We start from the raw sequence: 20,703 nt of genomic DNA on the forward strand, positions 1-20,703 counted from the left end.
GGTAGACTGGTCGTGCTACAAAAAGAATCAAATCATCAGGGGCGGAACTCCGCCACCTACTACTATCGATCGAGCAACCCTGTTTGGCAACGGACTCCTTTGACAAATTCCCATTGTAACGATCGTTTGGCTTGGCAGCGCGAAGGGTTGCCGTTCAACGCGTTCGGCGCCGCGCTGCGACGTCGCTTCGGCGGGCGAATCCAGCGGGTCAGTATCGACGCCGGATTCACCTGTCCAAACGTCGACGGCGCCGTCGCCCGCGGTGGTTGTAATTTCTGTGACAACCGCTCGTTCAGCCCCTCACGCCGCGTGCGGCTGAAACGCGTCGGGGAACAATTGGACGGCGGAATCACCAGCGTCCGCAGGCGTTACAAGCAGGTCGCGGGGTTTTTGGCGTATTTCCAGCCCGCCACCAACACCTACGCCCCGGTCGATCAACTCGAAGAAGTCTTTCAGATGGCGCTGCGCTGGCACCCGGACATCGTCGGGCTGGCCATCGGCACCCGCCCCGATTGCATCCCCGAAAGTGTCGTCGACTTGACTCGTAAGCTGGCCCAGGACCACTACGTCTCCCTGGAACTGGGGATGCAAACGATGCATCAGCCGGGGCTCGATTGGATGAACCGCGCCCACAACCACGAGCACCTGGTCAATGCCATCGACCGCTGCCGCGGTCAAGGGTTTGAGTGCTGCGTCCACATCATTTTGGGCATCCCGGGCGAAACGCACGCGATGATGATGCAGACGGCCGACGAAGTGGCACGGCTGGGGTTCGATGCGATCAAATTGCACAATCTGTATGCCGTCCAAGGCACACCGCTGGGCGAAGAAGTCGCCAGCGGAAAAATTCAATTGATGCAACAGGACACTTACGTCGCCACCGTCGTCGATTTCCTGCAGCGCATCCCCCCCACGACGATCGTCGAACGGATCAGCGGCGACGCACCGCCGAAGTACCTGATCGGTCCCCAGTGGTGCCTGGAAAAATCCACGCTGAAACTGCAAATCGAAACGGAATTCAAACGTCGCGGCACTCGCCAAGGCTCCCATTATCGCCCCCCGACTCTGTTGCCGGAAAACCGCCCCCGTCCGGCCGACAACACCCCCGCATCGATCCGATCGCAAATCGATGTGCGGGGACGCTTGCCGGTGCTGAAGATGGAAAGCCGAATCGAATCCGGGAGCGGCGGTTAGATCGTTGGCGCGGGCTTGCTGGTGTCCAGGCTTTAGCCGCCCCGGGGTCGCTGCTTCGCAGCGAGGGGGAGTCGCCTAAAGGCCAAACACCAACGTGCGCTGGTGTTCAGGCTTTAGCCGCCCCGGGGTCGCTGCTTCGCAGCGAGGGGGAGTCGCCTAAAGGCTAAACACCGACGTGCGCTGGTGTCCAGGCTTTAGCCGCCCCGGGGTCGCTGCGTTGCAGCGAGGGGGAGTCGCCTAAAGGCCAAACACCAACGTGCGCTGGTATCCAGGTTTTAGCCCACCACGCTGACGGCGAATCGACCGGCGACACGACCGACATCGGCTTGGTTTGCGACAAACACGCGCACGTCACGGCGATCAAAGCGGTCCAGGTCCACGTCACCCGCGATCCGCCATTCACATTCACGCGTCCAATCGTAGGTCTTGCCCACCGCTTGAAACCGGAACTGATCCCGCGGCGGGATCCAGCGGCGGTCCTTCGCGGTGCCGTAGATCACCGGCTGGAAACCGGCGGCGATCGCGGCCGACTTTCGGATCGCGACGCCGTACGGTTCGTAATCCCAGCGGTGCAAATGCGATCGATAGCTGCGTTCTGCCAACAATCGCCCCAGCGACTGCTCGGAAAAACAAACCACCGGCCAGGCCCGATCGCTCGCAATCGCCGACGCCACCAAACGACGCATGCGGATGATCCGTTCGAGTGAATCCAGCGGCGTGCGCTCCGCCGTCGCCGACGCGGGGCCACCCAATAACAACGCGTCGCGGTGCTGTCGGTCGGTTTGCCCCGGCCAAGGACCTTGGCTGCTGCGGGTGCAATGAACCAACCACTCGCCGCGGGTGAGGGCCCACCGAGACGAATGGATTGGTGCCGAATCGGTCGGCGACGGGTCCGTCACTCCGTGTGGACAACAATACCATCCGACGGCACCGCAATCCATCAACGCGCGTGCGGTGCGTTGCGCTTTCTTGTCCACTCGGTCGTCATGAATCGCGATCCGAATGGTCGGTTCATGATCCCGCTGCAAACGCGTTCGCAGCGATCGCTGGACATTGCCGCGTGGCCGACAAAAAACACAATCCACGCGATCGGCCAGCGCGACGACCGTCGTGTCGCGACACAGTGTGTCGTCGGCGCGAACCTCGATCCGCGGTTGCGATTCCAGCGCTCGACCTAAATCGGCGGAGTGCTCGTCAATCGGCTCGTTGACCGCCACCCGTATCATCGGCACCGCAAAAAGATCGGCCGCGCGCATCGCCCAGGGCTCGATCGCCGAACCCGCCGCGACCAACACGACGCGCCCCGCTTGCCGCGCGTCGATCATCGCACGACTGATGTAGCGACAGACCTGGGCATGCAGACGCGTTGATTTGCCAAGGTGGCTGGACGTCAGCGCCAGCCAGACCTGCCCACGCAACCCATCGGCGGCCGGCGACAGCTTCACATCGGCGTTGATCTCAAACCGCCGCAAACGATCGTCAAGAGACTCCAACATCCGTCTGACCCCCGGCAAACCAAGTGGGAGAGGCTGGAAGCCGCTCCCGCTTTCGAATCATACCCGGTGTCACATCCGTTTCGAGCACCGATTAAGCTAGGGATCGGTCTGAACGCCCAACTTTTTACCGTTCATCAACGGATCTGAAATGCTATCAATTGCCCTTCGTCGCACCGCGCTGCTTTTTTGTTGTTTCGCGCTGCTTGACGCATCAACTGCACTCGCCGCCGATCGGCCGAACGTCATCCTGTTCATCGCCGACGACGTCAGTTGGAACGATTATGGATGCTACGGCAATCGCGCCGCGCGAACGCCAAATATCGACGAACTGGCCGCCGGCGGGATTCGTTTTGATCGCGCTTACTTGACCGCCAGCAGTTGCAGCCCGTCGCGAAGCAGCATCATCACGGGGCGTTACCCGCACAACAACGGCAAGGCGGCTGAACTTCACCAGCCGATCTCGTTGCACTTGCCATGGTTCCCCGAGATCTTGAAGCAATCGGGTTATTACACGGCGCTGTCGGGCAAACATCACATGAAATCAACGGCACCGGGCAAAGGCGAATCGCCACGACCGGAGGCGTTCGATCACGTCGATGCCGGGCGGGTCAAAGGCGACTCGAGTGGTTCGGCGAATTGGTTGAGTGTGACGCGTGACCGCCCCAAAGACCAACCGTTCTTCTTTTGGTTCGCATCCTACGACGCCCATCGCGGCTGGGACGCGGACAAGCAGTGGAAGGAATCCGAGTATGGGCCGATGCACCGTGCCGAGGACGTGATTGTGCCGCCGTTCTTGTCGGACGACCCGCAAACACGTCAGGATTTGGCGTCGTACTACAACGAAGTCACTCGCTTCGACTATCGCATCGGCGTGGTCGTTGATGAACTGCGTCGGCAAGGCGTGTTGGACGAGACACTGATTTATGTGCTGGCCGACAACGGGCGACCGTTCCCGCGAGCCAAAACGCGACTGCACGATTCGGGCATGAAGACAGGCCTGGTGGCCCACTGGCCCAAGGGAATTCAGTGGCAAGGCGCGAGCGAACAATTGGTCAGCGTGATCGACCTGGCGCCGACGGTGTTGTCGGTGGCCGGATGCCAGATCCCTGAAACGATGCAAGGCGTTTCGATGTTGCCGCTGTTTGAAAACGCCTCGGCCTCCGTCCGTGAGTACGCGTTTTCGGAGCACAACTGGCACGACTACGAAGCGTTCGGGCGGGGCGTGCGTCACGGCGATCATTTGTTGATCATCAACCGGCGTCCGGAGCTGGCCTGGCAAGGCCCTGCGGATTCGGTTCGCAGCGACTCGCACCAACAACTGCGTGCCCTGCGTGAGTCGGGAAGCTTGAACGACGCCCAAGCCGATGTGTTCCTGTCGCCGCGGCCGGAGGTGGAATTGTACGACGTGACATCCGATCCGCATCAGTTGAACAATTTGACGACACACCCCGAGCACGCGGAAACCCGGCAGCGACTGGTCGCGGTGCTGCGGCGTTGGATGGACGAAACCGGGGACAGCGTGCCGGACAAATTGTCGCCCGATACGTTTGACCGCGAGACCGGAAAACCGCTCGCCGAGGACACGAGCGACAGCCACGGGGTGATGACGCCGGGTGAAGACCGCTCGGCCGACCACGTCAACGCGCCCGGGCCGCGTTGAGACGGACCGAGATGAGACGGGCGTAGCGACCTTCGCCAGAAGGTGGATCTCCCGGGTGCTCCACGCTATGGCGAGCGTAGCTACGTCAACTTGACGTGGCCGTGCTCTTGTGAGCCTTGTGCTTGTTAGCCTTGTGCTTGTCAGCCTTGCGAAGTCAAACTGACGGTGTCCAGCTAGACAGCGTCGGATCGGACGGTCAAGATGCTGCCATGATTCGTTCGTTCCGCCGTCATCTGTTAGACCGATTCGTTTTGCGGCCCTCGCGAAACGAACTGGTCTATGCGCCCAAAGAACGCGTGCTGGTGACGGTCGACCGGATGACGGATGAGTATTTCGTCGAGTATCGTCGGGCCCGCGGCGACGGCACCTGCGGCGAACTCTCGCCGGACCATCAACCGATCGACCTGCTGATTCTGAAATTCCCCGGGACGGCCGGTCGCGCCGAGCGGGCGTCGGATTGGCCGTGCCGACAGCTGCCCGAATCGACGGTCAAGATCTGCACCTGGAATGCACCCGGCTACGGCGCCAGCAGCGGCCGCGCCACGCTGGCCAACATCGCCCGCCGCGCGTCTCGATTCTGGTCGCTGGTCACCAGCGGCTTGCCAGCCCAACGGCCGCGGATTTGGTTGATCGGCAACTCGCTCGGCTGTGCGACGGCCACCTATTTGGCTTCGCGGCCGGAGGTTCAGATCGAAGGGTTGATTCTGCGTAACCCGCCGCCGTTGATCCAGACCGTCAAACGCGTCGCACGGCAATACCCGCTGGGGCATTTGACCGACGCGATCGCCGAAAGCGTTCCGCCGGAAATGAACCTGTCGTTGACGGCGCCCGGTGCGCAGGTCCCGACGGTGATGCTGCAGTCCGAACGCGACCAGTTGGTCCCACCGGCGTTGCAGATGGAAGTGTTCGACGCGCTGCCCGGGCCGAAACGATTGGTGATCCTGGAAGGCCTCGATCATGACGGCATCACCACCGACCAGCATGAACGCGAAATCGACCAGGCCGTCCATTGGCTGTGGCGGCGGTCTCTGGCCTTTAGGGACCGTCCAGCTTAGGACGATGCTTTTCTTGGGGTACGATGGCCCTTCCGGGCCGTCGCCCGTGGGGCTCAGCGCGACGACCTAGAAAGGACGTCGTACACCCATCCACCGACCACCTTTTACCCAATCGGCGCCACCATCATTTGGGCAGGTCGATCACGTCACCCTCGCTGTCGCCCGAAAGGATCTGCTTGATCATCATTTGCGTCGGCCCGTCCCAGGTCGGCAGGGAGCGAAACAACCGCAGCGCGCCGTCCAGGTCCGAGGCACAAAACAGATCCAGTGCCGCTTCGTAGTCGGCGATCAGTGCGTCGGTGACTTGGTGCGTCCCGATGGCGGCCTCGCCGATCAGTTCCGAAATCTCGACCGGACTGGCAAAGCCGGCGGGACGGACTTTGGCCAGTCGCCGGAGTCGGAATCCGTGCCGGCCGGCTGCCAGCAATGCGGCCCGAGCCGCTTCGTCAAGAATGATCTCCGCCCCGAAGCGTTTGGACATCGACTCCAACCGGCTGGACAGGTTCACGACCGGACCAAAGGCCGTCACCTTGACTTGATCCTTGGTGCCGATCTGTCCGGCAACCGCACGGCCGTGGGCCAGTCCGATGCCGCAGCGGAACCCCAGGTCCGACCGATGGTATTCGGCCTGGATCGCCAGGGCCGCACCGGCGGCTTGGATGATCGACCGGTCCTGCGCCAGCGGCCATCCCCAAAACCCCATCGCCGCGTCGCCGTGAAAGTCGCCGATCACCCCGTCATAGCCGAGGATGTGTTTGGTCATCACGCCCAGCGCATCGCTGACGTCGGACAACAGTTGCAACAATTGCTGTGAGTCCTGTTCGCTGCGGCTGGAGAACCCGCGCAGGTCACAGAACATCACCGTCAGCTCGGCCTCGCGGGGCTGCAACACTTTCTCGCTATCACCGCTGGCGAGCGCACGCATCACGATCGGCGCAAAGAAGTTGCTCATCGCGGCCTGGCGACGTTGCAGCTGACGACTCTGTTGCAAACTGGCCATCGTCGTCCCGACCAGTTCGGCAAACTTGACGTCGTCGTGCAGTTGCTCGGAAATATCCACCGGACTTCCCGATCCCGTCATCATCTCGGTGTCCGGCAGCTTTCCCGTGATGTAGATCACCCATCCGCGACAGGCCTGGGTGCGGAGCGGCACGCAGTAGGCCCAATCCACGTCCTCCCGCGCCGTGAACGCACTGGTGGTCAACATCGAATCGCCCGACGCCCACACATTCAAAATGCTTTCACGTTTCTCGATCGACCGTTGGACCAACCGTCGACTGATCGGTGAACCGCCCAGCGTCGCACTGCGATTGTCGTAATGCAGCACCTCGATCGGCGCTTCCGGATCGTGCTGCAGATCCCCTGCCGACAGGATCGAGACCGCTTCGGCCGATGGCGTCGATTGCAACAAGACACTCGTCACCCGAACCAACAATTCTTGATCGCTGTCGCTGCTGGCGATCAAATCGGGAAGCCGGGTCAACACGTCGATCCGCGCATTGACGTCTCGAAAGTGCTTGCGACGCAGGGCCACGTGATCGAACACGTTTTCGGTCACATCCACTTCGTCTTCGGCGGCACCATCCCCCAGGCGTTCCGGAGAACGTTTGCCCGTCGCCGCAGCCAACGTGAACGTCGTCTTGCCGATCACAAAGTGGTCGCCGGGCACCAGCACAAAGCGAACCGCATGACGTCCCTGGTGGTAAACCGGATTCCGCGCCGAAGCGACCGCGATCACTTCCAGCCGACCGTCGGCTTGGGGAATCAACCGCACATGTGCCCGTGAGATCATCGGATCCCAGGGGACGTTCCAATCCGCATCACTACGACCGATCACCACATCGCGACGCATCGCCGCATCGGGGACCTCCCGACGCCAACGATGATAATTCTGCGGTCCCTGTGCGATTAAATCAGCCATGCGGTGTAAGTTACCCGGTCGGGGGAGAAGTTCCAAGTTCCGGGTTTCAGGTTTGCGCGGGGGCAGGTTCTGCTCTATTTTCTTGTCATCCGTTTTCTTGTCGGCTGCCCTCCTGTTTTTCTGCCCCCTCTTTTTCTGTCACCTTCCTGCCCAACCCCAAATCATGGACGACGACGAGACCCTGACCGCGTATCACGAAGCCGGTCACGCGGTGGTCGGCTTCGCCCTGGGCGGGGAAATCGAATCGGTCGGCCTGTACGCCGAAGCGGACGATTGGCTGCCCGAGCGGTTCGGGGATTGCCACGTCAACTGGGGGCGCGTCGACGCCCACAGCGATTGGCAAGTCCAGCGCGAGGTGTTGACGATCCTTGCCGGCCCGGTCGCGGAAATGATTTACCGCGGCGAAAAATTGCATCCGGCCACGTTCGGGCCCTGGCAACACGACTGGGCTTGGGCGTGGCGACGCGGTGAACGGCTGATGCGAGATCCACGGCGCCGCACGCAACTGTTGGAATCTGTCGTGGTGTTGCTGCACCACCACCTGAGCGACGATTTGTGCTGGGCGGCGATCGCGGCGGTCAGCGATGAATTGCTGGCCCACGAGTACCTGGATGCCGAACAATTGGCCGAAACCTTGTCGTTTTGGATCCGCAGCTGAGGTCCCCGAGCAGGCGACGCATCGGAAAAGCTTTGGCAGCGCAGCGAGAGATCACCTATAACGGAGCGTCCGTTGATGCCCGTCGCTCGTCCGCTCGTCTGTCGATCTTTGTGCAGGTTTGATCCGATGCCGGCTCTTGATCCCTCGACTTCATCGCCGCACCGCCACATCGCTTCCCGCCGCGCGTTCACGCTGGTCGAGCTGCTGGTGGTGATCGCGATCATCGGGATCTTGGTCGGATTGCTGCTGCCGGCCGTCCAGGCGGCTCGGGAGGCGGCCCGCGTGATCCAATGCCAGAACCGACTGAAGCAGGTCGCCTTGGCCTGTCACAATTACGAATCGGCGTTCAAGGAATTGCCGGGCTATGGGGGGGAGCGTCCGGGGTTCCTGATCACGCAACGCGAAAACCGCTTTCGAACCCACATCGGGGGAGGCACATGGATCACGCAGGTGCTGCTGTACCTGGAAGAACCGCAGCTGGCGACCAGGATTCAACCGCTGGCCCGATCGCTGGCCGTGACGCCATCGGATCGGATCCAGTCGCTCGTCCGCGTTCCGGTGGAAACGTTGCACTGCCCGTCACGGCGGGATGCCGAGCCGTACCCGTTGGTCGAACCGTACAGCTTGCGGTATGGCGATTCGGGAGCCAGAAACGACTATGCGATGAACGGCGGTTCGGCGGAGATCGACACCAGTGCAACGCCCAACAGCAACGATGCACCCGCGATCCGGCTAACCCACGACGGCGTCTGGGTGCTCGGACAACGGACGCGGTTCAACACGATTTTTGACGGGTTGAGCAACACCTACCTGATCGGCGAGAAGGCGATGGATCTGAACAAGCTGGAAACGGGAGACGGGTTCGGAGACCGCTCGCCGTTGGCCGGCTACCACGACGTTGCGATCTCCTCTCATTCGTACGTCCGCTACGCCGCGCGTTCTCCCAAGGTCGATTCGCGGGCCAACTGCTTGGAATGTCATGATTTCGGCTCGACGCACTACGGCGGCTGGAACGTGGCGTTCGCCGACGGGCGGGTCACCATGATGGATTACAGCTTGGATCTGGAAATCCACCGCTCCCAAGCCTCGGTCAACGGTCAAGAAATCATCCCGTACCATCACTGATGTGTTCGTGTATGCTGTGGCGAGTTCCGCCACAGCGATTGATTTCTTTCCTACCGTCGAATCGTCCATGCGCCTTGTGTCCCTGCTCCCAGCAACTCTGCTTTCTGCAACTCTGTGTTTTGCAACCCTGCGTTTTGCGTCTTTCTCCACGACATTGATTTGCCTGCTGGCCGCCTGTGTCTCGGCCGCCGAACCAAGGGATCACAGCTCGGACCCCGATTTCGCCATCCAGGGTGAATACGACGGCGAAAAGCACAGCATGCACGTCGTTGCGCGGGGCGATGGCGAATTTGAAATCATCGTCTACGACGTCGCGCTCAAGGGGATTGCCGCGGCGGGCAACCCGCCGCGCCGGCTGGAGGGGGACGAAGACACGGTCCTGGACCTGGCCGACTCGTTGGAAGTCGATCGTGTCGAGCGGGCTTCGCCGACGCTCGGTGCCGCCCCTCCGCCGGACGCGATCGTGTTGTTCGACGGTTCGGCGGAAACCCTGGCCAATTGGAAGAACGGCACCCTGACCGACGACGGGCTGTTGCAACAGGGGACCGAGACCAAACAGACCTTTCGCGATTACACGTTGCACCTGGAGTTTCGCACCCCGTGGATGCCGACCGCCAGCGGACAAGCCCGGGGCAACAGCGGCGTGTATCACCAAGGACGTTATGAAACGCAAGTCCTGGACTCGTTCGGGCTGTCCGGGGCGTCCAACGAAACCGGCGGGATCTACGGCGTCAAAGCCCCCGATTCCAACGCCTGTTTGCCTCCCCTGCAGTGGCAAACCTACGACGTCGACTTCACCGCCGCGCGCTACCAAGGCCAAACAAAACTGTCCGACGCACGGATGACCGTTCGGCTCAATGGCGTCACGGTCCAGAACGATGTCGCCGTGCCCTCCACGACGACCGCGGCCAAGTACCGCGAAGGCCCCGACGACGGACCGATCGTGTTGCAAGATCACGGAAACCCCGTCCGCTTTCGCAACATCTGGCTGATCCCCCGCGACGCAACCCGCGAAGCAACGCGGCCGATCGTCCCCGGATTTGAACGCTTCTTCGCCGGCCGCGACGACCCCAACGGACTCGGCGGCGAACTGCTGATCAGCAGCCTCGGCTGTGTCAACTGTCACGCCGGTGCCGAAGGCGCGTTGCCGATCAAAACGGGCCCTGTGCTGACCGAGGTGCGCCAGCGGGTTCGCCCCGACGCGTTGGTCGACATGATCGCCGATCCCCACAAAACAAAGACCGGGACGACGATGCCCGATCCCTGGATGGGACTCAATGCCCAGCAACGTCGCTCGGCCGCCGCGTCGATCGCCAGCTACCTGATGTTGGCCGGCGACAGCTCCGAACTGGTCGACCGCCCCGCAAAACCGACCGCGGTCAAACGCGGCCAGAAACTGTATCACAGCGTCGGGTGCGTGGCCTGTCATCAGCCCTTTGACGGGACGGAAACGCCCACCGCGACCACGGTTCCCTTGGGCCCGGTGGATGTGAAGTACACCGTCGATTCGCTGGCCCAACTGATCGCCCAGCCACACCGCATACGCAAGGGAGCCCGCATGCCGTCGCTGGTCGGTTCGATGGGCGACGCCTATGCCATCGCCAGCTATCTGACGGCCAAAGTCACCGAGCGCGCCAGCGATGTCAAATTTCGCCGTCTGATCTACAAAGGCCAGTGGGACAAGCTGCCCGACTTTGACGCACTGACACCCGTCTCCGAAGACTTCGTTTCGGGGCTGGAACTGAAACACGACGGCGACCCGCTGCACACCGCCATGGTGTTCCAGTCACAAATTCGGATCGCGGGCGCGGGAAAATACGAGTTCTCCATCGCCAGCGACGACGGGTCGCGGTTGTTCATCGGCGATCACCAGATCGACAACGACGGCATTCATCCCAAGGTCACCAAGAAGGCCACCTTCGAATTGGCCGCGGGACTGTACCCGGTCCGCGTCGAATGGTTCAACAATGCCGGCGAAGTCGCCTTGGAAGCGCACATGAACGATCCAATGCTGGGCCGTGTCCAATTGCGCGAAGTGATCACCGATGACAAGGAAGGCTCCGAACCGTTGCTGGCCAGCGAGTTCCGTCCGGACCCGAATTCGGTCCAGCGCGGCGGGCAACTGTTCCAGTCCGCCGGATGCGCCTCGTGCCATGAATTCGGATCGTCACGCCCGCCGGTCGACCAAGCTCCGAAATTGACGGACGTTCGAACGGACCGCGGATGTTTGGCCAATTCGGTGTCCCGCCCCGCGGTCGACTTTCACTTGTCGCCGCGACAGAAACGTTCGATCGAAAACGCGATCGGTTTGCGAAAGGAGGCCCGATCGACGGCGATGACGATCACCGATCCGGATCTGGTCCACCTGACCCTGGCGGGGCTGAATTGCTACGCCTGTCATCGACGCGGCTCGTCGGGCGGCCCCGAAGCGGCACGCGATGCGTCGTTTCAAACGACCACGGCAGAGATGGGTTGGGAGAGCCGGTTGCCGCCGCCGCTGGATGATGTCGGCGATAAATTGAAGTCGTCGTACCTGACCGATCTGTTCGCTCACGGAGCGAACGAACGTCCGTACATGCTGACGCGGATGCCGGGCTTCGGTGACGGGAACCTGGACCTGTTGCATCAAAGCTTGGTGCGACTGGACCGCCAAGAAACCGACGGCGGCACAACGATGGCCGAACTGGCAAAGGATGCCCATGTCAACGACGGACGGAAATTGACCGGTGCCACCGGACTGTCTTGCATCAAATGCCACTCCTACAACGATGTCAAAGGCGGCGGCATCGGTGTCATCGATCTGCTGGCGATGCCCAAACGATTGCGCGCCGATTGGTTCCATCGCTACCTGCAAGACCCGACGAAGTATCGACCGGGGACACGAATGCCCAACAGTTTCCCCGAAGGCCGAAGCGCGTTTACCGGTCTGTTCGACGGCGACCCGGCGAATCAGATCGCCGCGATGTGGTCCTATCTGAATGAGGGGGAATCGGCCAAGGAGCCACCGGGGCTGCGTGTCGGCGCGATCCTGTTGGCGGCGGCTCAGCGACCGAGAATCTATCGCAACTTTTTCGAAGGCGTTTCCGGTCGCGGCATCGCGGTCGGATTCCCCGGCGAAGTCAACCTGATCTGGGACGCCGAACGGATGGGGTTGAATTCGATCTGGAAGCACGAGTTCATCGACGCGGCCAGACATTGGACCGGACGCGGTCAAGGCCGCACGACGCCGGCCGGCGATTCCATCCACACCCTGGAACCCTGGACGCCGCTGGCCCCCGGCGATTCGATCGACATGACGTGGCCGAGTGAATCGGGACGCGATCTCGGATACCAGTTCGGCGGCTACCGACTGGATGAAGCCGGCAACCCGACGTTCCTGTACTCGATCGGCGACACAACGGTCTCCGATTCGATCCGGCCGCTCGGTCCGGGCGGATTTGAGCGCCAACTGACGATCACCCGCCCCGACGACTCGGACGATTTCGACAAACGCGGGCTGATTTGGCGGGTCCTGCGGGCGGCCAAGATTGAAGCGCTCGGCGACGGCTTGTACCAGGCCGGCCCGCTCAAACTGTCCATCGCCGACGTTCCCTGTGAAATCATTTCCGCCCGCGGGCAAAGCGAGTTGCGAGCCCGAGTGCCCGCCGGAACATCCGTGACGCTCACCCAAATCATCCAGTGGTAACGCCGATCCTGTTCGACGAAGTCAACCAACCATGACCCCCATGAAACCCTTTCTCGCACTGACCACCGCGGCGCTCCTGTGCGCCGCCACACACGTATCGGCCCAATCCGCCAAAGAATCGGATTACTACACCATCACGACGTTCGAAACCCCGATCGGCGAGGTGATCGAAGCGTGCGGATTCCAGCTGATGCCCGACGGATCGATGGCCGTGTGCAGTCGTCGTGGTGATATCTTTCGCATCGCCGACCCGCTGGCCGAGACCGTCACTGCCGACCAGTTTTCGTTTTTCGCACGCGGATTGCACGAACCGCTCAGCCTGGCCTGGCGCGAGGGCTGGCTGTACGCGACGCAACGCTGTGAAGTCACCCGGATGCGTGATGAAGACGGCGACGGCGCAGCCGACGTGTTTGAAACCGTGGCCGACGGCTGGGGCGTGTCGACCGATTACCACGAATACGCGTTCGGATCCAAGTTCGACGAAGACGGCAACATGGCCGTCACGTTGTGCTTGACCGGTTCGTTCAACAGCAACGTGCCGTACCGTGGCTGGGCGATGAAGATCACGCCCGACGGCAAGACGTTGCCGATGACCAGTGGCGTGCGTTCCCCGGCCGGCATCGGCGCCGATGCCCAAGGGCGCTGGTATTACACCGACAACCAAGGGCCATGGAACGGCACCTGCGCCCTGAAACCGTTGCGACAAGGACGGTTCGTCGGACACCCCGGCGGGTTCAGATGGTACGCCGACGCCGAATCGACGATGGGACCAAAACCGGTCGAACCGGAGAGCGGTTCGCGATTGCATATCGAAGCCGATCGGATCGACGAACTGGACATGCCGACCGTGCTGTTCCCCTACACCAAGATGGGCAAAAGCGCCTCGGGGATCGCTTGTGACACCACCGACGGCAAGTTCGGCCCGTTCAAGAATCAACTGTTCGTTGCCGACCAATCGGCCAGCACCATCATGCGTGTCTTCTTGGAAGAAGTCGACGGTCATGTCCAAGGCGTTTGCTTTCCGTTTCGATCGGGGTTCGCCTCGGGGAACGTCGGCGTGGAGATGACGCCAGGCGGGTCATTGTTTGTCGGCGGGACCAACCGCGGCTGGGGCTCGGTCGGACCGCGACCGTTTGCGATCGAACGCCTCGATTGGACCGGAAAGACGCCCTTCGAAATCCTGGCGATCCGCTTGCAAAACGATGGCTTTGAGCTCGAGTTCACTCAGGCCGTCGATCCGAATTCGGTTTCCGACCCGGCGCTCTATCAATTGCAAACTTACACGTACGAGTATCGCTCGGAATACGGCAGCCCCGAAGTCGACCACACGCAGCCGACGATTCGATCAGCGACCGTGTCCGAGGATCGCATGAAAGTACGCCTGGTCGTCGATGGACTGCAACGCGGACACGTCCACGAGTTTTTGTGCGACAAGATTAAGAACGCCGATGGGCAACCCTTGCTGCATCCCCAGGCGTATTACACGGCGAGCTATCTGGCCAAGTAGCCAATGCCGGCACAACACGTGAATGCCAGCACGACGCGTCAGCGAGTGGCGGGCGTTTGCATCGGGATCGACAAGGGCCGCTCACTCACCGGCCCGTTGATTTACTCCGATCACTTGTGGGATCAGCCGTTTCGCGCGAGCGTACGGGCTTCCTATCCCAAGAAAACGCACTGGCGCCCGTAGGCTCGCGCCAAACGGCTGATTAAATCAACAGGCCGTCACGCTTCCCGCTGACATGGGTCACTGCGTCTTTTCGATCGCTTCGATGGCAAGCTTCAATTGACGTCGGGCGCGGCTGAGTCGACTGCGGACGGTGCCGATCGAGATCTCCAGGACTTCTGCAATCTCTTCATACGCGAACTCGTCCATCTCGCGGAGCACCAGAATCTTCCGATGCTCGTCGGTCAACGTGTCGATCGCACGGCGGACCAGATCGACGCGTTCATCGCGCAGCATCGGTTCGTCAACGGCATCATCATTGCCCCCCATTTCCAACCCGCTTTCTTCACGAAGCTGGTCCAGGGAAACACGTGCCTTCTTCTTGCGGCGCATCGTCAGCGCACTGTTGAACGCGATCCGATAGACCCAGGTGAAGAATTGGCTGTTGCGTTGGAACGTGTCCAGTTTGACGAACGCTCGGATGAAGGCTTCCTGCGACGCCTCCTCGGCCTCTTCCGGCGACCCGGTCACCTGCAGCATCGAAGCGAACAGGCGTTCCTGGTTTTGACGCACCAAGTCCGCGAACGCCGAACGGTCGCCAGCGAGTGCCCGATCGATCAGTTCGGACTCTTCAGATTCTCGCTTCGCGCCCAATCGGTCGATTCCAATATTCGTTCGTGCTGACTCGCTGATCGGAGTGGCCGTCTACGACAAACGGCCCCGACGAATTGTAAACACCCGGGCCGCGGCTGTGATCCGCCTACGTGACGGGACTTGCCATTTTGCTGCCCCGCCGCGTTGGAATTGACGGTGATTATCGCTTCGTCACCGGAATTCGGCGTTTGCCTTTTTCGGGGTCCGCCTTTGGTAGCCAGACGACCAACACGCCGTCGGAAAGGTTCGCGGTGACCGCATCGGATTCGATCGCCAACGGCAATTCCAGCTTCCGCTCGAATTTGCCGCTGGGGCGTTCCCGTCGATGACGCTTGACCGTCGACGCCGCACCTTCATTGTTTTCGGCGGCGGAGCCGTTTTCCGCTGCTTCTTCATCGGACTTGGCATTCGCACCCGACACGCGTTGTCCGGAAATCGTCAACGTGTTCTCGTGCACATCGATTGCAATCGATTCGATCGGCACACCCGGCACGTCCAGCGTCACCTGATAGGCATCGTCGGTTTCATCGATGTCCATCGGGACCGGCATCCGATTCTGACGCGCCGCACGCCCCCGATCGGTTGCCTCACCGAAAAAGGATTCGACGAGTGTTCCCACATCCGTGGCCAATTCATCCATCAAACGTCCCGACGCGGGGGACGGAAAAACCATACGCATTGCGATTGCTCCACGAAAGAGTTGAAGGTCGGTCGCCCGGTGAAGACTGTCATTGCGACAGTTTCGGGTTTCGTGGGGATGATGGATGCACGTGGTATGCCAATGGCGCATCGACCGCCCGGAAGGGCCGTCGTACCGGTGCGGAGCGACCGCCCGGAAGGGCCGTCGTACGTGGCGAGGCAACGGAGGGAGCTTCGCTCGCAAGGGTCACTGCGTTTCGGCTTCTTGGCGGGTCAGCACGCCATCGCCGTCGGCGTCCAGGTCGTCAAAAACCTTATGCAGCTTGCGTGGCGTTTGGGCCTTGGTCAGCTTGCCGTCTTTGTCGCGATCGATGCGATCGAAGGTCGCGAGTCGGACGGCGCGCTCGACCGCCGCCCGACGTCGTTCGGCCGTCGTGGGGCCGGAATCGTCGCGGTCGCGGGGAACCGACAAGTGGTAATAGCCGATCATCATTTCGTCCCAAGTCTGATCTCCCCACTTCACCGTCTTCGATGGATCGGGGTTGTTCAGGTTTGCGGCGCTGTTGTCAAACACTGCCCGGCACTCGATTCGATCACCGGCCTCCAACGGCAACGGCTGCTTGAGGACATAGGTGGTTTGCCAATTGAAGTCATAGTGCGGGATCGACAACAAGACTTCGGAGGTGGACTTGATCGCATACTCGAACGACTTGCCGCGGACGTGCATGTGCGGACTCATGCTTAACAATTTCGCATCGGCAGGGAATTCGGGACTGACCGCTGCGACGGGATGATCCGCATCGCCCGGTGGAATGGCAAATCGTGTTTGGACAGCGCTGGTGGTCACGATCTCGTGCGTGACCGTCGCTTCATCGACCAGACAGATTCCAAGTTCGCTTTGATCGGTTGCCGCTGTTCCGATCGGTGTGTAGTGAACCTGAAAGATCAGCTCGCTGCCGGCGGGGATTCGTTTGGCATGCCCGGCCGGCCAGGGTTCGACGCGTGCCCCGGGAACGTAGCCGACCAAGAACCCGCGGGCGCCGTCCAACCCACGGCGTTGGCCTTTGGGTACCGCGAACGCCAGGATGTGATGGACGACGCTTCGGTTGCCCGGCTTCAGTTCGGCCGCTTCGACCCAGACGTCGTGATCCAACTTCGGATCGACCCGAAAGTATTGATAGCGCACGGCGCCCTCGGCGGGGACTTCGAACGGCTGGGAGCTGACGTTGAACACCAAGTCGGGCTGGCGCGGCAATTGCCAGCCCGCGACCTTGGCCGGCGGCACCGGCAGGTTGCTCAAGTCGCCGGCCGGCGCACCGGCCTGGGCCCAGTCATAGAGCAACTGCTTCTCCTCGTCGCTCAGACGTCGGGCATTGGCAAATTTGCCGTGTTCGGGATCGGCGTGCCAGGGCGGCATGCGTTGGTCGCGGACGACTTCGGCGATCATGTCGGCCCAACCGGCGACCTCTTCGTACTCGGTCAATGCAAACGGGGCGATCTCGCCCTCGCGATGACACTCGACACAGTGGCGGTTGAGGATCGCTGCGATTTGCCCGCCGTAGGTTACCGCCGCATCGGTCTGGACGTCTTTCTTGCGACCGATGATGCAGCCCACCGCCTCGGTCCGGGGAACAGAAACCTCTGTGCCGGCCAGCAACTCGTCGATCGCTTCACGCAGGTCGTTGCGACGTGGATTGTCGCGGACATATCCGATTCCATACTGATCATCGACACGGCCCCGATAGCGCAGTCGACGCTGGTCGTCAAACACAAACACTTCGGGCGTACGCGTCGCACCGAGGTCGTCAGCCAGTCGACCACCGGCGTCTTTGACGATCGGGAAGGTCAGGCTTTGTCGCTGCGCAAACGCGCTGATGTCCAACAGCGAATCGTGTCGGTTGCTCATCACACCGATCACACGGACACCCTTGTCGGCGAGCGTTTTGTGCATCGATTGCAACCGGACGGCGTAGAGCTTTGCCAGCGGACATTCGGTTCCCAGAAACGCCACGACCAAATGGGAATCCTGCTGGAAATCCTCAAGCTGCCAGCGCCGGCCGCGATGGCCATCCAGATCGATGCGGGTCAAACGCTTGCCCAGTGCGGGCGAGGCGACGGGTTCATCGGCCGGTGAAGGCTGGACCAATGACCCGAGCAACAAAGCGAAACAGGCCGCGGATAATGGGATTCGTTTTTGGAGCTTCATCATGATTGTTGGGGAAACAATTCGGATCTAGCGAACGGACGTCAATCGTGGAACAAACGTAGCTACCTTCGTCAGAAGGTGGATTCCCGGTGTCATCGTCTTCCTCGCAGGGCTTTTTCCACGCTCTGGCGAGCGTAGCTACATTGAGCCGGTATCGTCTCTGTAGAATACCCACGCCGACACCGCCAGGTTTCATTCTTGTGCTGAAAATTATCGCTTCGCATCATGCTTGCAGACACCCTGTCTGAATTACTCGACACGCCACTGGACGTCGTCGACCAGCGTCCACTCGGCGGAGGTTGCATCAGCGAAGCCTCCGTCGTGACGGTTCGCTGGGATAACCCGCAATCTTGGCAACTCTCCGGAAATCTCCCCGCGGCCGAGCCACAAACTCAGCTGCTGATCAAACGCAATTCGGCGGACATGGTTTCGAATTTTCGCTGCGAAGCCCGCGGATTGCAGGCATTGGCCGACGTAAACGCGATCCGCGTCCCCAGGGTTTTCGCCACCGATGTCGTGGAGGGACAGGCGTATTTGGCGATGGAATTCATTCCCAACGCCGCCCCACGATCATCGTCCCAGGCGTTCAGCGAATTCGGGCGACAGCTGGCCCGGCTGCACCGCGCGAGCATCGGCGATTCCGTGGGTTGGCCCGAGGACAATTACCTCGGGTCGGCCGAGCAACCCAATGGGGCCTGCGGTTCGTGGGCGGAGTTCTTCGCCACGCGACGCATCGGGTTCCAGATCCGTTGGGCCACCGACCAGGGGCTGGCCGATGCGACGTTGAAGTCCGATTGCCAGCGGATCATCGACCGGATGGAGGACCTGCTGTCAGGGCGGGAGGAGACGTTGTCGCTGTTGCACGGGGACCTGTGGAGCGGCAACTATTTGTTCGACACCGCGGGTCAACCCGCGTTGATCGACCCGGCGGTGTATCGGGGATGTCGCGAGGCCGAGTGGGGCATGATCAAGTGGTTTGGCAGTTGCCCTGACGAATTCGAACAGGCTTACGTCAGCGAGTGGCCGATGGCGGACGGCTGGCGACGGCGGGTCGCCGTCTACATGCTGTACCACCAGCTGAACCATTTAAATCTATTTGGCTCGTCGTATGCGAGTACGTGCCGCCGGACGGCCGAGGCGGTGTTGAAGTAGGAGAAGGCTTTCATGAGGACGAATCGACTCTCCCCTCGCTACGCTCGACCCCATAGGCGCCAAGTTAAGGCGGGGAACGATCGAACACGCGACGTCACCCTCCCTTCCAGTGCGTTGGTGTCTACACAAATCGGTCCGCAGTTTAGAGCGTGGCTTCCCTCTCCCTAAAACAGATCGCGTAAACAGAAATTGAAATTGATCGCGGAAGGATGATGACTGCGATCTGTTTTGGGGAGAGGGGTTGGGGGTGAGGGGCCGTACACCCAACCAGTTTCCGCGGTGCTGGCCCCCTCATCCCCAGCCCTTCTCCCCCGCAAAGCCGGGGGAGAAGGGAGCCATTGTGCGTTGTGCTGACATCAATGCTTCCAACTTGGGTTTCGTCATTCTTCGGCCCCCATGCCCTCCAAAATCTTCCTACCCCAATCGCCACCTCTAACAATGCGCCCGGATTGCCGTTTCGACTTCGGCGGGATCGACGTCGCCGACCAATTCCACGTGCCCGATCTTGGTCGGCAAAATGAAACGCAATTTTCCGTGGGCGACTTTCTTGTCGCGCATCATCACCGGCAGCATGGCGGCGACGTCGGCTTCGGGGAACGTGATCGGCAGCCGGCAAGCCTGCAGCACCTCGGTTTGACGCTCCAGCACCCCCGCATCGCAGCGGCCCAACCGGATCGCCAGCGAGGCGGCCATTTGCATGCCGATCGAAACGGCTTCGCCGTGCAGCAGGGTTCCATACCCGGCTGTCGCTTCGATGGCGTGGGCGAAGGTGTGTCCATAATTCAGGATCGCACGACGGCCGCTGGTTTCACGTTCGTCTTCGCCGACGACGCGAGCCTTGGCCAAACAGCTCTGCCGGATCGCATACCGCAACACCTCGGGATCACGTTCGACGAGCGCCTTCGCGTTGGATTCCAAGTAGTCAAAGAAGACGGCATCGTCGATCACGCCGTACTTGACGACTTCGGCCAGTCCGCTCAAGTAGCTGCGGTCTGGCAGGGTCTTCATCGCCAGCGTATCGATCCAAACCAGTTCGGGTTGCCAGAACGCACCGACCATGTTCTTGGCCCCGGACAGGTTGATGCCCGTCTTTCCGCCGACGCTGCTGTCGACCATCGCCAGCAACGTCGTCGGGACTTGGACGAAGCGGATTCCACGGGCGAACGATGCGGCGACAAATCCGGCCAGGTCGCCGATCACCCCGCCGCCGACGGCAACGACGACGCTGCGTCGATCCGCCCCCCGGTCGAGCATCCAATCCAACAGCTGGCCGAACTGGGCGATCGACTTGCTGGGCTCGCCCGAGGGCACCGCCGCGGCGTCGACCCGGGTGGATTCAACGCGGATTTGCGCGGCCAACGCCTCGGCCCAAGGTTCGACGGCGGCATCGTAGATCAGCAGCACGTGACTGACATCGCCCAGCGATCTGGCAAACGCAGCGGCAAATCGCCCGGTTGCCCCTGTGGCAATATGAATTGGATAACTACGATCACCCAAGTCGACTGAAACGGTGCTTTCACCGGGATCGCTGGCAAGCTCTGAATTCATTGTGTCGTCATCTATACGGACTCGGTGATCGTTTCGAGATCGAT

General features: G+C 61.4%; 14 protein-coding genes. 8 read left to right on the plus strand and 6 right to left on the minus strand.

The annotated features are described in order from the left end of the window. Positions 1-99 precede the first annotated feature (99 nt). Positions 100-1,194 (plus strand): TIGR01212 family radical SAM protein, encoded by a 1,095-nt coding sequence (locus tag Mal15_RS32765; protein ID WP_233903174.1) that lies wholly within the window; start codon positions 100-102, stop codon positions 1,192-1,194. A 275-nt stretch (positions 1,195-1,469) separates the two neighbouring features. Here the strand turns inward: Mal15_RS32765 and Mal15_RS32770 are convergent, their stop codons facing one another. Beyond that, positions 1,470-2,690 (minus strand): hypothetical protein, encoded by a 1,221-nt coding sequence (locus Mal15_RS32770; RefSeq protein WP_147871581.1) that lies wholly within the window; start codon positions 2,688-2,690, stop codon positions 1,470-1,472. 148 nt (positions 2,691-2,838) lie between these two features. Here Mal15_RS32770 and Mal15_RS32775 point away from each other — a divergent pair, with 148 nt between their 5' ends. Both Mal15_RS32775 and Mal15_RS32780 read left to right on the plus strand, forming a co-directional pair. Further along, entirely contained in the window at positions 2,839-4,350 is a 1,512-nt protein-coding gene (locus Mal15_RS32775) for a sulfatase family protein (RefSeq protein ID WP_147871582.1), read from the plus strand. A 209-nt stretch (positions 4,351-4,559) separates the two neighbouring features. After that, positions 4,560-5,405, plus strand: a complete 846-nt coding sequence (locus Mal15_RS32780) for an alpha/beta hydrolase (RefSeq protein ID WP_147871583.1) — start codon at positions 4,560-4,562, stop codon at positions 5,403-5,405. 124 nt (positions 5,406-5,529) lie between these two features. Here the strand turns inward: Mal15_RS32780 and Mal15_RS32785 are convergent, their stop codons facing one another. Next, positions 5,530-7,326 carry an adenylate/guanylate cyclase domain-containing protein gene (locus Mal15_RS32785; protein WP_147871584.1) on the minus strand — a complete coding sequence of 599 codons (1,797 nt, stop codon included), beginning with the start codon at positions 7,324-7,326 and terminating at the stop codon, positions 5,530-5,532. Between the two features lie 163 nt (positions 7,327-7,489). Here Mal15_RS32785 and Mal15_RS32790 point away from each other — a divergent pair, with 163 nt between their 5' ends. The 4 genes from Mal15_RS32790 to Mal15_RS32805 all read left to right on the plus strand — a co-directional run bounded on the left by Mal15_RS32790 (position 7,490) and on the right by Mal15_RS32805 (position 14,301). Then, the gene (locus Mal15_RS32790) at positions 7,490-7,984 is read left to right on the plus strand and encodes a cell division protein FtsH (protein ID WP_147871585.1); all 495 of its coding nucleotides are present in this window, start codon (positions 7,490-7,492) and stop codon (positions 7,982-7,984) included. A gap of 126 nt (positions 7,985-8,110) precedes the next feature. Continuing rightward, positions 8,111-9,109, plus strand: a complete 999-nt coding sequence (locus tag Mal15_RS32795; protein ID WP_147871586.1) for a DUF1559 domain-containing protein — start codon at positions 8,111-8,113, stop codon at positions 9,107-9,109. Positions 9,110-9,263: 154 nt separating this feature from the next. Next, positions 9,264-12,794: a family 16 glycoside hydrolase gene (locus Mal15_RS32800; protein ID WP_167547189.1), complete on the plus strand. Its 3,531-nt coding sequence runs from the start codon at positions 9,264-9,266 to the stop codon at positions 12,792-12,794. A 31-nt stretch (positions 12,795-12,825) separates the two neighbouring features. Beyond that, positions 12,826-14,301 carry a DUF7133 domain-containing protein gene (locus Mal15_RS32805; protein WP_390623448.1) on the plus strand — a complete coding sequence of 492 codons (1,476 nt, stop codon included), beginning with the start codon at positions 12,826-12,828 and terminating at the stop codon, positions 14,299-14,301. Positions 14,302-14,541: 240 nt separating this feature from the next. Here Mal15_RS32805 and Mal15_RS32810 read toward each other — a convergent pair whose 3' ends face one another. From Mal15_RS32810 to Mal15_RS32820, 3 genes are all read right to left on the minus strand, one after another. Then, positions 14,542-15,114, minus strand: coding sequence for an RNA polymerase sigma factor (locus tag Mal15_RS32810; protein ID WP_233903175.1), 573 nt, complete (start codon positions 15,112-15,114; stop codon positions 14,542-14,544). A gap of 160 nt (positions 15,115-15,274) precedes the next feature. After that, complete coding sequence (locus tag Mal15_RS32815) at positions 15,275-15,793, minus strand: Hsp20/alpha crystallin family protein (RefSeq protein ID WP_167547190.1); 519 nt, start codon at positions 15,791-15,793, stop codon at positions 15,275-15,277. A gap of 207 nt (positions 15,794-16,000) precedes the next feature. Further along, positions 16,001-17,962: a redoxin domain-containing protein gene (locus tag Mal15_RS32820; protein WP_233903176.1), complete on the minus strand. Its 1,962-nt coding sequence runs from the start codon at positions 17,960-17,962 to the stop codon at positions 16,001-16,003. 222 nt (positions 17,963-18,184) lie between these two features. Between Mal15_RS32820 and Mal15_RS32825 the strand changes: the two genes are divergently transcribed. Next, the gene (locus Mal15_RS32825; protein WP_147871591.1) at positions 18,185-19,111 is read left to right on the plus strand and encodes a fructosamine kinase family protein; all 927 of its coding nucleotides are present in this window, start codon (positions 18,185-18,187) and stop codon (positions 19,109-19,111) included. Positions 19,112-19,543: 432 nt separating this feature from the next. On the opposite strand, the gene aroB is transcribed toward Mal15_RS32825, so the two are convergent. Further along, positions 19,544-20,659, minus strand: a complete 1,116-nt coding sequence (aroB, locus tag Mal15_RS32830; protein WP_147871592.1) for a 3-dehydroquinate synthase — start codon at positions 20,657-20,659, stop codon at positions 19,544-19,546. Positions 20,660-20,703 lie beyond the last annotated feature (44 nt).

The organism is Stieleria maiorica (assembly GCF_008035925.1).
Lineage (GTDB): Bacteria > Planctomycetota > Planctomycetia > Pirellulales > Pirellulaceae > Stieleria > Stieleria maiorica.